Source organism: Pseudoalteromonas sp. SG44-1 (assembly GCF_014164315.1).
GTDB classification, from domain to species: Bacteria; Pseudomonadota; Gammaproteobacteria; order Enterobacterales; family Alteromonadaceae; genus Pseudoalteromonas; species Pseudoalteromonas rhizosphaerae.
In genome coordinates, this window is sequence record NZ_JACJEW010000007.1 from 1 (window position 1) to 17,293 (window position 17,293).

10 protein-coding genes are annotated in these 17,293 nt (G+C 39.8%); 1 reads left to right on the forward strand and 9 read right to left on the reverse strand.

Annotated elements, in window-relative coordinates; all coding sequences use genetic code 11:
- Window positions 1–276 precede the first annotated feature (276 nt).
- From H5187_RS04810 to H5187_RS04850, 9 genes are all read right to left on the reverse strand, one after another.
- On the reverse strand, window positions 277–1,362 hold the full coding sequence (locus tag H5187_RS04810; RefSeq protein ID WP_182797593.1) for a DUF418 domain-containing protein: 1,086 nt from the start codon (window positions 1,360–1,362) through the stop codon (window positions 277–279).
- A 16-nt stretch (window positions 1,363–1,378) separates the two neighbouring features.
- Entirely contained in the window at window positions 1,379–2,590 is a 1,212-nt protein-coding gene (locus tag H5187_RS04815) for an EAL and HDOD domain-containing protein (protein WP_182797594.1), read from the reverse strand.
- 118 nt (window positions 2,591–2,708) lie between these two features.
- Window positions 2,709–4,250 carry a glycogen synthase gene (locus H5187_RS04820; protein ID WP_182797595.1) on the reverse strand — a complete coding sequence of 514 codons (1,542 nt, stop codon included), beginning with the start codon at window positions 4,248–4,250 and terminating at the stop codon, window positions 2,709–2,711.
- A 32-nt stretch (window positions 4,251–4,282) separates the two neighbouring features.
- Window positions 4,283–5,584, reverse strand: coding sequence for a glucose-1-phosphate adenylyltransferase (gene glgC, locus H5187_RS04825; protein ID WP_149980163.1), 1,302 nt, complete (start codon window positions 5,582–5,584; stop codon window positions 4,283–4,285).
- Window positions 5,585–5,598: 14 nt separating this feature from the next.
- Window positions 5,599–8,124, reverse strand: coding sequence for a glycogen/starch/alpha-glucan phosphorylase (locus H5187_RS04830; RefSeq protein ID WP_182797596.1), 2,526 nt, complete (start codon window positions 8,122–8,124; stop codon window positions 5,599–5,601).
- Window positions 8,114–10,174: a glycogen debranching protein GlgX gene (glgX, locus tag H5187_RS04835; protein WP_182797597.1), complete on the reverse strand. Its 2,061-nt coding sequence runs from the start codon at window positions 10,172–10,174 to the stop codon at window positions 8,114–8,116. Before glgX ends, H5187_RS04830 begins: the two co-directional genes overlap by 11 nt.
- On the reverse strand, window positions 10,158–12,386 hold the full coding sequence (glgB, locus tag H5187_RS04840; protein ID WP_182797598.1) for a 1,4-alpha-glucan branching protein GlgB: 2,229 nt from the start codon (window positions 12,384–12,386) through the stop codon (window positions 10,158–10,160). Before glgB ends, glgX begins: the two co-directional genes overlap by 17 nt.
- Complete coding sequence (gene malQ / locus H5187_RS04845) at window positions 12,387–14,384, reverse strand: 4-alpha-glucanotransferase (protein ID WP_182740064.1); 1,998 nt, start codon at window positions 14,382–14,384, stop codon at window positions 12,387–12,389.
- Window positions 14,385–14,394: 10 nt separating this feature from the next.
- Window positions 14,395–14,694, reverse strand: coding sequence for an isoamylase early set domain-containing protein (locus H5187_RS04850; RefSeq protein ID WP_182718642.1), 300 nt, complete (start codon window positions 14,692–14,694; stop codon window positions 14,395–14,397).
- Window positions 14,695–15,344: 650 nt separating this feature from the next.
- Here H5187_RS04850 and H5187_RS04855 point away from each other — a divergent pair.
- Window positions 15,345–17,258 (forward strand): bifunctional diguanylate cyclase/phosphodiesterase, encoded by a 1,914-nt coding sequence (locus tag H5187_RS04855; protein WP_182740065.1) that lies wholly within the window; start codon window positions 15,345–15,347, stop codon window positions 17,256–17,258.
- Window positions 17,259–17,293: the final 35 nt, after the last annotated feature.

Genomic DNA, 17,293 nt, shown 5'->3' on the forward strand with positions numbered 1-17,293 from the left:
CGACGGCGAGATTATTTGGAAGGACTAGCCTATTTCGTACAGGTAGTAGTGCAAATCGATTGGAAAAATATGGATGTGAGTGATGTAATTGAAACTTAATAATTATTTTTGGGGATCCCTTAGGCCGTTAAACCAACAATTAGCCTTTTCACAGCAAACATCTAGTCTGTTTGTTTATACTTAAACGATTGCTCTGTTTTACGGTATATGGGTTTGCGATAATTTTAACCTGCAGTGACAGTGAAAAATTACCACACTATTTACAGTAGCTTCAACTCAAGCAGCATTTGCATACTTTCGCCAAATAAATTCCATTGGACCTTGCTTAAAATAACGCGAATAAATCACACTAAAACTAAGTTGAAAAATAACTAAACCACTCACTAATACGTAATATTCTAAATGATTAAAGCTTAGCACCCAGTGCGGATAAAAAACTTTAAACAACAATAACAAGCAAATAGTTTGCATTAGATATAAAGTTAATGCGAGCCTTCCTGCACGCTGCAATGCAATAAAGTGAAAGTCATGTTTTGTCATCAGCATTACCACAAAATGAATAATTAATAGGGCTGTGAATAATGCTGCAAACCAGCTTACGGGTTCTTTTAATGCACTAATAAATAAGCTAGATTGGTATTCAAAACTGATCCTAATCGCACTTAACAGTAGCGCAATTGACAAAACTCTGATTTTGCTTAATTTAGTTAAACCAGTCTCAAACAGTTTATTTTTATAGCCATAAATACCGAATAGCATTAATCCTGCAGCCATCCACAAAGTGATCAGCGGAAGTGCAATGAGCATCACGATAAACATCACACTATTATTGACAAAAATAGTTAATGCCGATCCTTGTGAAGCATTATAACTTGCTAAAAAATCGGCCGAATCTCGATAGATAGTCAGTGTGGGGTCAACTAAGGCTATCAAAAAAGTTATCGCTGCGGCTAGTGATAGAAATTGCCAACCGCGTTTTAATAACATCTCGTCACTCGCGTCAAGGTATTGTATGACCAACCACCCTGCGCATGCATAGATAAACAAAATATCACCAGCCCACAACAAAAAGCCATGTAGTAAACCAAACACGGCCAATACTTTTAAGCGTTTTTGCAATTGCTCAACCTGCTGGTAACGCTGCCACTGAATATATAAGCCAGCACCAAAGAGTAAGCAAAATAAGCTGCGAAAGCGGCCGTCAATAACACTAAGGCTCACCCATTGAATAACATGATCCGAAAAAGGCGGGGACTGTAATGGTACGTAACCAAATTCAAATAAACCGAAGGAATAGGCATTCATGTACATTAAACCAAGCACAGCAAGACCACGGATAACATCCATATTTTGATTACGCATTATTGAGCTCGACTTATTAGTTGTGCTTATGTATGTTTGACCAGTCTAGCGCATCTCGATAAAACTTCGGCAGTAAATCACTATTTATGTTAATAAATACAACTGCTTGCTCCATAGCCCACCAGCTACCTGATTCATACGCTTTTACTGTTGCAAGGATATAATACAGGGTGTTTTTTTCTTCCATTAGAGCGTCTTTGATTGGTTCTGGAAATGGTAAACGAAGCAGTAATTGCTCCATTGGTCGGTCTAATATTGCATCCAACAACGAAAAAAGACCGGTTAAAAAGGCACTATTCGCTTGTGAAGGCGCTATCTTTTTCGCTATCAGCTCACAAAATCGCGCCCGAATGATACACATTTTGATCAATTCGTTAGGTTTCGTTTGTGCAACGTGAGCGGTAATAATCAAACTAACAAACTTCTTTATATGATCATGACCTAAATAAACTAAAGCCTGTTTGAGTGACTCTATTTCTTTTTGGACAGGAAACACACCGCTGTTGATCAATCTTAATAACTTAAATGCTAACGCTGTATCTAATTGAAACAATCGCGCAATCGCATTGATATCAGGATGCTCTTTCATAACTTGTGCATAGATGGTCAAGGCTAATGCATAGTTTATATCAATGTCTTTTTGTTGAATGACTACCGGCTTGGCAAAAAAGTAACCCTGAAAATAATCAAAGCCCATCTTATGAGCTATTTTAAAATCATCAATAGTTTCGACTTTTTCGGCAAGCAACTTTAGCTTTTTGTATTTTTGCAGCCTTTTTATCAACGGTTCAATTTGCTGTAAAGGAGTTATTTGAATATCAAATTTGATTAATTTAATAAGTTTTAAAAACCTTTCCCACTTAGGCTCATATACAAAATCGTCAAGTGCTAACACAAAATTTTTATGAAACAGCGCACGACATAGCTGGTAGTTTTCTTCAGTCGGCTCAATTGTTTCGAGCAACTCAAGTACCACATCCTGCGAAGGCAAAAATGCACATAAATCCATTTTTAAAGAATCAGGACCGATATTAATCAGTGCTTTTTTACCAGCAGTAATATGTCGAGTGCCGAAATTAAGCTGATTTTCCATGATCAGTTTTGCTGTTGCGACGCTTTCGTCAATATCTGGAAAACAATTATTGGTACTATTACGAAACAATAATTCATAGGCAACTACATGTTGTTGACGATTGAATATTGCTTGGCGCGCAACAAATACTTGCACTTTTTCACCCTTAAACTCGACTATTGATGGTCAGTTACGAAATAAAACACAATACTAAGTAACTAAATCATAATGTTATTGCAATCCATTATAGCTAGTAAGATGATAAATAGCAGTATTAATTATAAAGTTTACTGATATAGTCCTTTGCTACATAAGACCATGTAAAGCGAGCAGCCTTAGCATTGCTGACAATTTCATCCCATTGTTTGGGTTGTTCTTGTCTCAGAGTAAGAGTATTAGCAAAACACGTTACCAGCGCCTCGCTTTGTGTTTGTAATGTGTCACCACTAAAGCTAAAACCATTTTCCAAATGAGTGATAGTATCTTTTAAACCACCGACTTGATGTACTAAGCAAGGCTGCCCTGCCCGCATAGCAAGCATTTGGCTAATACCACATGGCTCAAAGGAGCTAGGCATCAAGAATAAGTCCCCTAACTCATACAGTAATTCGCCAACGCTATTACCATAACCCTTTAAAAATAATAAGTTACTATTTCGTGCCATGGCAGTTGTTATAACATCTTCAAGGGCTGTATCGCCGGAACCTAAAATGATCATACGTCCTTGCTGTTCATTTAACTTTTCACACAATGCATCAAGCACTTGCTGGTTTTCGTAGGGTTGGCGCAGTAACAAAGCTTTTTGATCGGTTAGGCGTCCAACACTGGTGACTAAAGGCCCTTTAACTGGCTGCTCAATGAACTGCTGTAACCGTTGATGAGCTATATAGTAACTGCTTTGCAGGTTTACTTCTTTAGCCATCCAAACAAACAATGCCTGCTCTATCTCAAAGTATAATTGTGATAGCGTACTGGTTGACTGTGCATTATGCTCAGTGTACTCACAGCCATTTAATATTCCGACGACTTTATTGTTCGCCATCGCATTATTCAAATCGCGCTCTAAGCCTTCACCACCAAAAAAACCATTATGCGGTTCACTGGCTTGCAATACTTCTTGTGCGTAGCTTGGAGATACTAAATGTATCTTATCAACTAAATTGATAGCGCTGCGCATCGGATTAAAGCAATGAGGATAACGCGGATCGCATAATATCTCGCCGTTATAACTTAACGCCGGAAACCATGCTTCTAAACTTGAATCATCTCCTTTGAATGGGCGGATCCCTTGCAGTGCAATATTGTGTACTGTAAATACGCTGCGCAAAGAAGAAAAAGATGCAAACCGATGATCAAACTTTAACAATACCGCCACACACGCGCTGTGCCAATCATGCAAATGCAACACATCAGGACGAGTGATCACACCTTGCAATAGCGCTTCACACACTGCAGCATTAAATAATGCAAACTTAGTGGCATCAGTGGCAAAAGGTCGGTCACCATCATCATTACAGTATACAGCGCCATGGTGCTGACTAAATAACGGATGTGATAGTACTAATTGCCTGACTTGCTGCTGATCAACATATACTTGCCACACTTGAACATCATAGATATATCCGGCAAAGGGCACATGGAGCGTGCCTAATTGCACACGCTCTAACGTGGTAAAACCATAATCTGGAATAACCACATCAACGGTTAAGCCAAGCTCCGCTAATGCTTTGGGACAATCTCGTAGTACATCTGCAACACCACCCACTTTGGCATTTGGTAAAGCGTCATTTTCGGCCGCAACCATTAATACATGCATCTTTTTCTTACTTCCTACAACTGTATGATATTTTAAGCTAATTGTTTACTCTCACGCTCTTGGCGCTCAAGTTTTTTGGAAAGTTCTGTGAGCATTTCACGGGTCACTAACACAATACCCTTTTTAGATACTCTGAAACCATTTTCTTCGTCTGCTTTACGATCAAAACCGATTTCAACACCGGCTGGCACTTCACATCCACGGTCGATAATAGCACGGCGAATACGGCAATTACGTTGAATAATCGCACCTGGTAATATCACCGACTCTTCAATGACGCAGTATGAGCGAATATGTACATTAGAGAATAACAGTGATTTACGAACCACCGAGCCTGAAATAATACAGCCGCCTGATACGGTTGAATCTACAGCCATGCCACGTCTGTCATCATTATCAAAAATAAACTTAGCCGGTGGCAGTTGTTCTTGGTAAGTCCAAATAGGCCAAGTTGGGTCGTATAAATCCAGCTGTGGCTCTGGCATCACCAGTTCCATGTTTGCTTCCCAGAATGAGTCAAGTGTACCCACATCACGCCAATAAGGTTGGCCGTCATGACCTGGCTCTCGAAATGGAAAAGCAAATACATTATGCTCTTCAATAATTGCCGGAATAATATCATGACCAAAATCACGGCCTGAACCTTCGTTTTCTGCGTCTTTTTTTAGTTGTTCAAATAAGAACTCAGTATTAAATACATAATTACCCATTGACGCTAAACAAGTGCCCGGACGACCAGGAATTGAACTTGGCATTTTCGGTTTCTCATCAAAACGACGTACTCGTTTCTCTTCATCTACCGTCATCACACCAAATGTTTCTGCGGCTTCTTCGCAAGGAACTTCAATACAGCACACCGTCATGTCTGCACCTGTTTCAACATGTTTTGCCAATAAGCCGCCGTAATCCATACGGTAAACATGATCGCCAGATAAAATCATTACATACTTAGGTAGCTCATGACGAATAATATCCATATTTTGGAACACCGCATCTGCAGTGCCGCAATACCATTCGTCACCATAACGCTGTGATGCCGGTAATATCTCTACCGATTCACCCAGTTCTTTTTTAAAGTGGCCCCATGCACGGTTGACATGGCGGATCAGCGAGTGCGATTTATACTGTGTGGCAATCCCAACACGACGAATACCTGAATTAATACAGTTTGATAGCGGGAAATCGATAATACGATGTTTGCCACCAAAATAAACTGCCGGTTTGGCCCGCCAGTTTGTTAATTCATGTAAGCGTGAACCTCTGCCCCCTGCTAAAATCAGTGCGTAGGTTTCTCGTGTCAGACTACTTATGTAGCGATTTGCATAACTTGGCATAATTTATCTCCGTATTAATCTTTGCTGTTGCTTACGGCTGTGTCGGCCGAACTAGATGTTGTTAATGCTTCCAAATGCCAAATATCATCACTGTATTGGCTGATCGTTCTATCACTTGAAAAAGTACCACTGGCCGCAGTATTTAAAATACTCATTTGCGTCCAATGCTGTTGATCTTGAAAAGCGTGTTCAACCGCCTTTTGTGCTTGTACAAAACTATCAAAATCGTGGGCAACCAACCAAGGATCATGTGGGCTTTTGATTGCACCAATAATGTCGTCAAATAAACCAGGTTCGAATAAATTAAAGTGCCCACTTTCAAGTAATTGCATAACACTTAGTAAGTCAGGCGTATTATGAATAATGTGTAATGGGTTGTAGCTTTGTTTTATTCCCTCAATTTGTTCCGCTTGTGCGCCGAATAAGAAGAAGTTATCAGCCCCTACTGCATCGCGAATTTCTATATTAGCACCATCTAAAGTGCCAATCGTCAACGCCCCATTCATCATAAACTTCATATTACCGGTACCAGATGCTTCTTTACCTGCGGTTGAAATTTGTTCAGACAAGTCTGTTGCGGGGCAAATCGTTTCCATTGCTGTAACATTATAATTTGGTAAAAATGCCACCCGTAAATAAGGCTGAGCAAGCGGATCTTTGTTGATCACATCTGCAACATTATTAATTAGCTTAATAATGCGCTTAGCCATGTAATACCCCGGTGCAGCTTTTCCTCCTAGTAATACACAGCGTGGCACTAAATTGGCGGTATCGCCACGACGGATCCGGTCATACAAGTGAATTATGTGTAATACATTCAGTAATTGGCGCTTATACTCATGAATTCGTTTAACTTGCACATCAAATAGCATGCTAGTGTCAAATTCAACACCACAACGCTCTTTGACTAAATCAACTAGCCGTTGTTTGTTTTCAAGTTTGACGCTTTGCCATTGTTTATGGAATTTAACATCATCATAATAGCGACGCAGCTGGCTAATTTGCGCAAAATCCCTCACCCAATCTTGACCAATTTTTTCACCAATCAACTGTGTTAGTTTGGGGTTACAATGAGCTATCCACCGCCTTGGCGTTACACCATTAGTTTTATTGTTGAATTTTTCAGGCCACAATTCATAAAAAGTTTTAAACAAACCTTCTTTAAGTAATTCTGTGTGCAATGCTGCTACGCCATTAACTGAAAAACTGCCAACAATGGCTAAATACGCCATTCTTACTTGTGGATCTGAGCCTTCTTCAATTAAAGACAACGCTTGTTGTTTTGCAACATCCCCCGGCCACGCCAACGCAACTTGAGCAAGAAAACGTGCATTTATTTCATAAATTATTTCAAGAATACGCGGTAATAAACGCGCAAATAATGATACAGACCATTTTTCGAGCGCTTCTGGAAGTAACGTATGATTAGTATACGCCATGGTTTTTGTGGTGATCTGCCATGCAGCATCCCAATCCAAGTCATAATCATCAATCAGCAATCGCATTAACTCTGCAACAGCAATACTTGGGTGGGTATCATTAAGTTGAAAAACATGAAAATCAGCAAAATCACTAAACTTTTCACCATGCTGTGATACCCATAGACCAACAATATCTTGTAAGCTCGCCGACGATAAAAAGTATTGCTGCCTTAAACGTAGCTCTTTACCATTTTCGCTGCTGTCATTAGGATAAAGTACCATGGTGATTTGTTCGGCAAGGTTTTTATGCGCGACGGCTTCTGAGTAACTACCGGCGTTAAACTCACCTAAATCAAACTCATCAGTGGCTTCTGATTTCCAGAGTCTGAGGGTGTTAACTATGTCATTTTTATAACCTGGGATCGGCACATCATAAGGGACAGCTAATACATCTTCAGTGTCTAACCATTGTCGATGAATGCGTCCGTTCTTATCAGTATAACTTTCAACATGGCCAAAAAACTTAACCCGCTTGGCTTGCTCTGGTGCGCTCAGCTCCCATGGATGCCCTTCACGTAACCAATTATCAGGCTGCTCTATTTGATGGCCATTTTCGATTGACTGGTTAAACATGCCGTATTCATAACGAATACCATAACCGGTTACAGGTAATGCTAAACTCGCACAACTATCTAGAAAACACGCAGCTAAGCGGCCTAAACCACCATTACCTAACCCAGCGTCATGCTCTGCTTGCGCAACATGTTCAATGTGAGCGCAATAATTATTAAGTGCAAGTTTGACTTGCTCTTCTAAATCTAAATTTAAAATGGCATTACCTAGTGCTCGGCCCATTAAAAACTCAAGTGATATATAAGCCGTTTTTCGACGCTTTTCACTGTGCATTTGCTGTTTTGTTGCTCGACAACGAGCGACTAATCGATCACGAATTGTCAACGCTAGTGCGTTATACAAATACAGTTGAGACTTTCCGACCTTATCGCGCCCAAGGGTATAATAGAAATGGCGTGATAAATCATCTTCAAGGGTACTTTCATCTATTAAAGGGGCATCTTGCCAACCTTTAGCAACACATATTTGTTCACCATTATTCGCCATTACATTCGTCCTCTAAATTGGCTGTAAAAACCCAACTGCTTTGTGCAGCAACCTCAAACTTTTCTGTATTTTTAACCATTGCTTGATCAACACTTGAAATCGCTAAACGCCATACCGATAAATCGTGATTCGCGGGTAATTGACATTTAACAGCCACATTACTGGCATTCAAAATAATGAGTAATGCCGTATTTAGTTGTGTATCTTTTAAGCTGTACATCAAAAACTGTTTTGAACCATCATGCCAGTCACTTTCTTGCATGGCTTGGCTTTGCTCAGTATACCAATCAACACTAAATCGCTTATCGCTATCGTGTAAAAATACACTGTGTTTAAACACACAGTGTTGCTTTCGTAAGGTCAATACATCGTCAATAAAACGAATGAGGCTGTGGCTACGCTGCGAGTCTTTCCATGCCAGCCAACTAGTGCGGTTATTTTGACAATAAGCATTGTTATTCCCTCCTTGCGAGTGGCCCATTTCACTGCCTGATGACAGCATAGGCACCCCTTTGGAAAGTAGTAAGGTAAGTAAAAAGTTTTTTTGTTGTTGTAACCGCATGGAGGTAACTTTTAAATCATCAGTAAAGCCTTCAACACCGCAATTAAACGAATAATTAGCACTGTGCCCATCGCGGTTTTGTTCACCATTTGCTTCGTTATGCTTTTGTTCGTAACTCACTAAATCGGTTAAAGTAAAGCCATCATGACTGGTTATAAAATTAATACTATTTAATGGCCCACGGTGATTATGATCAAACAAATCAAAAGAGCCATGTAAACGTTTTGCAAGATCAGCCAGCATATTGTGCTGCCCTTGCCAAAAGCGCCTAACAACATCACGGTATTTATCATTCCACTCACGCCAAGGCGCAGGAAATGCTCCCAATTGATAACCACCAGGGCCTATGTCCCAAGGCTCAGCAATTAATTTCACTTGGCTTAACACTGGATCTTGATTGATTGCTTGTAAAAAACTATGGGTTTGGCTAAAGCCATGCGGCGTCCGTCCAAGAATAGTTGCTAAATCAAACCTAAAACCATCAACACCCATTATTTCTACCCAATAACGTAAGCTATCGAGTACCATTTTCAAGCTAAATGGGTCGTCTATATTTAAGGTATTACCACACCCAGTGTCATTGATATAAACTTCAGGGTTATCGTTAACACTACGGTAATAACCTGGGTTATTTAGGCCGCGCCAAGATAACAAAGGACCGTCGCTACCAGCCTCTGCGGTGTGGTTGTAAACCACATCTAAAATCACTTCAATACCCGCTTGATGAAGTTTAGTAACCATTTGTTGAAATTCACCAATTTCATCAGTTACTAAGTAATCTTTATTTGGTGTAAAAAAATTTAATGTATTGTAACCCCAGTAGTTTTGCAGGCCTTTGGCGGTTAAAAACTGTTCGCTAATAAAGCTATGTACCGGTAACAATTCTAAAGTGGTTACGCCAAGTGTACGTAAATGCTCTATAAAACTGGGATGGCTCAAGCCCAAATAGGTACCTTGTAGCTGACTTGGAATAGAGGGATGTCGTGCTGTGGCGCCTTTAACGTGACATTCATAAATAACCGTTTCTCCCCAACTATGGCTCGGTTTTTTACCTTGATAAGGCTGCAGCTGTGTGACTTTAGATTTAGGGATATCAATGGCGTTGTTTACCGTACTCAAAGTACCTTTAGGCATTTGCCCATAGTGGCGTTCACTCCAGGTAAACTCACCAAATAAATCTTTTGCATAGGGGTCAATTAACAATTTTTGGCTATTAAAAAACAATCCTTTTTTAGGTTGATATTCACCTTCTGCGCGATAACCATATAAAGTGCCCATAGCCAGTGGGGTTATATGTAAACTCCATATCCCCCCTTCATTATTATTCATTGCTAACTTTAAAACTTCGGTATGACCACTGGCATCAAATAAACACACATACAACTGTTTAGCCAATGGCGCATAAACGGCAAAATTTACACCGTTTGTTAAGACACTGGCTCCCAGCGGAAAAGTTTGCCCTTTATTTAATTCAATCGATAAACTCATCAGCCACCCTTTTTAAATAAACCGTCGCAAGCGCTGGCAGTGAGAGCTTAATACTATGTTGATGCCCGTGGCATGGAGTTACTGTACTGGTTGTTTTAGCTGATTGCCCACACACTTGTACTCCCGAGCCAAATAGCTGTTCGTCATCGGTATTTAAAATGACTTCAAATTCACCTGAGCTTGGTACACCAATACAATAATCATGATAAACTGTTGGCGTGAGGTTACTTATCACAACCACGTAATCACTGGCTTTCTTAGCAAAGCGAATAAAACTAAAAATACTCTGTTGGGCATTTTGATTATCGATCCAGCTAAAACCTGACGGTTCGGTATCTAGCTGATGTAAAGCTGGAACATCGCGATATACTTTATTGAGCTGCGCGATAGTTCGTTGCACACCTTGATGCGATAGATGCTCAAGCAAATGCCAATCAATTGATTGATCATGATTCCACTCGCTACGCTGGGCAATCTCACCACCCATGAACAGTAATTTTTTGCCTGGATGCGCCCACATAAATGCATAATACGCGCGTAAATTTGCAAATTTTTGCCAATCATCACCAGGCATTTTTTCAATAAATGAGCCTTTACCGTGCACCACTTCATCATGGCTTAAAGGTAAAATATAATTTTCACTATAGGCATACACCATCGAAAACGTTAATTCATGATGATGATGTTGGCGATATAAAGGATCGCGTTGCATATAGTGAAGGCTGTCGTTCATCCAGCCCATATTCCACTTATAACCAAACCCTAAGCCATCATGATTCACCTGACGGGTAACACCAGGCCACGCCGTTGACTCTTCAGCCACCATCATAATGCCGGGGTTATTAGCATAACAACGTAAGTTAACTTGTTTTAAACACTCAATAGCACCAAGATTCTCGCGTCCGCCAAACTTATTCGGGATCCACTGTCCATCTTCACGACTGTAATCAAGGTATAGCATTGAGGCAACAGCATCGACACGTAATCCATCAATGGCAAATTCTTCTAACCAATACATTGCATTAGCAACTAAAAAGCTGCGAACCTCTGGGCGATCATAGTTGTAGATATAGGTATTCCAATCTGGATGGAAACCTTGACGCACATCGGCATGTTCAAATAAATGTGTGCCATCAAAACGATGCAAGCCATGTGGATCACTTGGGAAGTGGCCTGGAACCCAATCAATGAGTAAACCAATGTTAGCTTGGTGGCATTGCTCTACAAAATAACGAAAATCATCCAAACCGCCAAACCGACTCGTTGGTGCAAATAAGCCAACTGGCTGATACCCCCAAGAACCATCAAATGGAAATTCACTGATCGGCATAAGTTGGATATGCGTAAAGCCTTGCTCAGTGACATAATTAATTAACCGCTGTGCTAATTCTTGATAAGTTAAATAACGATCTCCCTCTTCTCGCTGCCAAGAACCTAAATGCACTTCATAGATAGAGATAGGTGCATCAATCGCGTTGCGTTTAACACGCTGACGTTGCATTTTATCAGTTAGTTTAATTGCTGTGGGCCGAGTTTGAAGTACTGAAGCAGTGCCTGGTGCTTGCTGCATTTTAAATGCAAATGGATCAGCCTTTTCGAGCACTTCGCCACTGAGAGTTGTTATAGAGAACTTATAACACTGACCTTCACTGAGCTCTGGAATAAATAAATCCCAGACTCCAGACGCAGGGTTAAAACGCATAAAGTGTTGGCTTTGCTGCCAGTGATTAAATTCGCCAATAACTGAAACACTGCTAGCATTAGGTGCCCAAACACTAAAACGCACACCTGCAACACCTTTAAAATCAATAAAGTGGGCACCAAGATGGCGATATGCATGCTCTAATGTGCCTTCATTAAATAAGTACATTGCACTATCATCTAGGCTGCTATCAAAACTATACACATCTTCACAAATAACCTGACAATCGCTGTAATCTACCACTAGCTGATAAGCTGAAATATCTTGATTACTAAGCTGTGCTATAAATAAATCTGAATCACCATAGCGTATGCTAACAATCATTTGCTGAGGCAGTTTAATCGTTAATTTTGTTGCCCCGGGCATATAACAGCGTATTTCACTGTGCGTGTCAGTAATTGCATGTACGCCTAAAAAACTAAACGGATCTTTAAAACAGCCGCGCTTTAAAGCATTAACTTGTTGATCATAGTGCTGTGACTTTGCGGTTTTACGAACAATACTGTTCATTTAATTAGTCCTTATGGAATTAATAGCACTGAGAAATGCACTGTGACGAGTTAATATTTGTTCACTTGAATGCGTTAATACCCGACGCCAATTAGGGTATTCTTGATCCGTTCCAGGAATGTTTACAGGTAATGTTTGCTCATCTAAATCATCGAGCTGAATAGTAAATAACCGCGCTGGTGCAGCGGCCAAGCCTAAGGTCAGCGCCTGATAAACATCACTTGCTGTACTGTCCACAAACAAGGAGTGCTCTGCACATCCTGACAGAAAACGCAGTAGTCGTTGTTTTTCAATTTCTCGGTCTGCATGCAGTTGAGTTAACTGTTGTTCATCAATTAATTGATATTTTAATTTCAAAGTAAGATCAAGCCCCTGCCACCAACCAAAGAAAGGCGGTACATCATGGTTTGCAACCATTAACAATGATTGTGGCGCAAATGACTGAGCCGCTAAAAATTCACCATGATAATCTTTTTCAAAATAGAATAAGCTATTTGAAAATATTGCTTTATCTGCAAGTGCAGCTTTCACCTCTGGTGGAACAACCCCAAGATCTTCACCAATGACAATACATTGATTCAAATGGGATTCTATTGTCAGTACCGCTAATAAATGCTCAAATGGATAATACACATAGCAACCATCTTGTTGCTGTTGATGCTCAAAACACCACCATAAACGGCGGATAGCCATAACATGGTCAATACGTAAGCCACCAACGTTTTCCATATTGGCACGGATCAATGCTCGGTAGTAGCTAAAATTATTATCGCTGAGCTTAATCGGATTCAATGCTGGCAATCCCCAGTTCTGGCCATGCTCTGCCCATGGATCAGGCGGTGCACCTACATAAGCAGAATCGGTAAACAACGATTGTTGATTGAGAAACTCGCTGCCATCACCGGCGCAACCCACCGCTAAATCATTGATCAAACCAATACTCATTCCCTGCTCTCGGGCGGTAGTTTGGCATAATTTTAATTGCACATATGCTAGCCATTGCAAGTAGTAAGCAAAGTCGCTGTCAGTAACTTTTAAGGTCGCAAGTGTCGAACCATGCTGTTGACAAAAATCGCTGAAGTGTTGTTTGCGGTGCTCACTCCCATGCATACAAAAATGCTGGTATAGCAAGTTAAAGGCTGCGTATTTGAATTCACTCACTGCACTGTAATTAATATACTGCGACTGCAGAGTCCGCTTTTTAAAGTCACTCGCATAGCTGCTTTGTAAATACGCAGTGATATCGGGGTTATTAATGCTGTCATCGCATAAATCAATTGATATATAGAGTGGGTTTAATAACGCGCGATTATTTGGACTGTAGGGACTTGCTCGCTCTGGTTGCTCAGAAAATAATAAATGCAGTGGATTGAGTAAAATATAATCCAGTTTATGACTTGCTGCTTGCTCGGTCAGCGATAATAAATCGGCAAAATCGCCTATCCCTAGTGCTGCATTATTTTTTAAACTATAAAGTTGAATTGAAAGCCCGCTTTGCTTTTTATCTGTCACTTGGAAACTATATTTAGGTGTCACCCACAGTTGAGTTGTCGCCGTTAAACCTGCAACGCTAATATGCGCATCATGATAACCAATTGGCAATAATGGAAGCGGAAAAATAAGCTCTAAATAAGTGACGTCGTTAAATAAATAATCGCCACTGCATTGCAAATCAGCTAATTGGTGAGTAATGCTGGGCAAATCAAGCTGTGCAAATGATACGGTACATTGTTGCCCTAGCATACGCCTATCAATACGCACTTTAACGGCTGGTTGTTCAGCACATACCAAACTACACTCTGGTACTAGTTGCAGCCACTTATTGGCATCTAAGCTGATATTTAAATGCGCTATTTGAGCGTGATCTGTAACATCAACACCACAACAACTGAGTGCCGCACTGCGGGTTGCATCGCTAAAAACCACGTGTTCACCGGTATATTTGGTGTATTCATAGCCAATACCATGTAGATAAAAAAGCTGTGAAAGAGACTCCATTTACCGCGCCTTAAATACGTTGTGTATTGACTATACTATTTTCTGTACCAAAGCTGTTTGCTATGTATCCATCAGCATGGTGATCATTATCCCAAATAGTACCATTAACTAAATATCGAAAATGAAACTGTTGATCGTTCGGTAAGCGCTGTTTTAACTTAAAACATTGCTCTTTTTTATTAAACTTCATAGTAACAGGTTGCCAATCAGTAAATTCACCAACTAACTGAACTTGCTCAGCCTGAGGATGCTGAAATTCAAATGTAACTTCAGCTTCATTTTTAGTTTTAAAAAATCGTTTACTTAACATAGTGGGCTCCAAACTAAACCTTAAGGTCAATTAATCCTTGCCACAGAAGTGCGTTCAACTACTCAACATACGCAGGGCTGTAAAATGTATTTTTATTAGGGCGTGTAACTTTTCAAGCTTGAAATTTGTTCAACTTTCAGACTGCGCTTGGTCGTTATGCTACGTTATCGCACAATCTATGTAGATAAAACACTACTATGTGCTCTGATTTGCCTAACAATCAAACATACTGCAGTAAAAGTAACCTCGAAAAATAAACACACCCTAGTTAAACAAAGTTATATTTATGCTTTATGACAGTGCAATTAAAAAAATATCGCACCAAATATGTGCAAATAAAACACAAAACACTCACCTCATTATCACCAATTAAATGAGAGCAAGAACTAAACCAAGTTTAATCACGGTCTGAATTATGACCTTTAAAGTAGTTAACAAATAACCGCTGGTAAAGTGAATTTATTTAATGATTAAATTGAGTAAAAGTTCGGCAAACATCGATAAAATAACACTTAACAGGAAAAGGGTTGCTTTTACAAGACTATTGTAAAAGAAATGTTTTGTCAGTGACTCTGACAAACTATATACTGATAAAATTATGTAATACCTAATAAAAAACTCATATAATTGGGATAAAATGGTTTAATGGAATGACTAAATTTTTTCGCTTACTCAGTATTGCCTTTATTGCTATGTTTATTTTTTGCTACGGCATGAATATTTTATTGACCAAGCAAGTCAATACCATTAACCCGCAACAATCTAGTATTGCCACTCGCGCTTTTGATACTGCTACCACCCAACTAACGATGCCCTCTTGGTATAATCCTATATTAAATGGCCATTATATTGTTCGCAAAGATGGTACGGATTATTTACTTATTAAAGCAACAGACGCACAATTTATTACTGCCCAAGTGTCATCAATGCTCAATGCCACTATTTTGTCACCCATAAACTTTATTTTATTGATTTTAATAGGTTTATTTTTAACGTGGTATTTTGGTAAGCAATTAAACATTAAACGCGAAAAACAATTAATAGAACAACTTAATACACAAACAAAAAAAGTAATCGAGTCATTTAACATTCAACTTCCTGAGCTTGAGCATGCAACAGAAGTTACCCGCTTAAGCCAAGCAATTAATGCCTTAACCAGCCATGTAGCCAATTATGCTCGTGAAACTCAAACCAGTATTTGCCAAGATAAATTGACCTTGTTAATTGACCGTCACGCTTATATTGAGCACTTAGACCGTCAACTCAGTGGTGCTGAACTCACAAACATTCACTGTGCCTTGTTATTTATTGATTTAGATGGTTTTAAGCAAGTAAATGACTCTTTTGGTCACAGTTTTGGTGATGAAGTATTGATTCAAGTAGCCGAACGCCTCGCAAGCGTATTACGCCATCACAAGCTTAATGATATCAATCCCACCAGTCTGCTAGAGCAAAATCTAGCACGTTTAGGGGGCGATGAATTCTCTATTTTTATTAATAACATTGATTCCAGTTCTAAAAGTTTGGATGTTGCACAGCATGTATTAAACGAAATAGAGCGAGACTTTGTACTAGGCAATAAACTAATTAAGATCAGTGCCAGTGTCGGTATTGCGGTTTATCCTGAGAGTGCATCAACTCCCCATGCTTTGTTGCAAATGGCGGATGTGGCTATGTATCGTGCTAAAACCGATGGACGTGGTATTTTTAAAGTCTATTCGCCAGAAATGGGCAATAAAATGCGTCGCTACCACTACTTACTCGAAGAGCTGCGTTTAGCGATTGCGTGTCATAATTTTCATTTATCATTTCAGCCTATTGTGCATGTTGAAGATTGCGCCATCGATTACTTCGAAGCATTAGTGCGCTGGGATCATCCTGTTGAAGGGGCTATTTCTCCAGTAGAGTTTATTCCGATTGCCGAAGAATCAAACCTTATATTAGAGCTTGGTGATTGGATAATGCTAGAGTCATGTCGACAAATGGCAGCTTGGCATAATGCTGGTATGCGCAAAGTTAAAATCTCAGTTAATGTCTCAGGCATTCAACTCAAACATCGCCCTATTCACGAATGGGTAATGAAAAAACTCGCAAAAACGGGTCTCCCGCCTACTTCTTTGATGTTAGAGATCACCGAATCAACATTGATCACCGCAAGTCACACTATTATTAATGAATTAGAAAAATTACGAAAAGAAGGCGTCACTATCGCAATTGATGACTTTGGTACCGGTTTTAGTTCTTTAAGCACCTTAGCTGATCTACCTATTGATGTGATCAAAATTGATAGATTATTCATAGCCCAAGCTAATGAAAACCCGAAGTATAATGAAATATTAAATTCAATCAGTGAGTTAGGCTCGAAGCTCGGCCTTAAAATCGTTGCTGAAGGGGTGGAAGAAATCGCCCAGTTTGAATTAGTGAAGCGTATGGGTATTAGCTGCGTGCAAGGGTATTTGGTCAGTCGTCCGCAGTCATCTGTGAATGTTGGCAGCAAAGTACTACAAGGAAATGTTAATCATATCGCGGCGACAGGCACTGGCGTATGGAGCCTCGAAACTTAACGATTATTCATTTATAGTCTTATTGGCATGGAAAT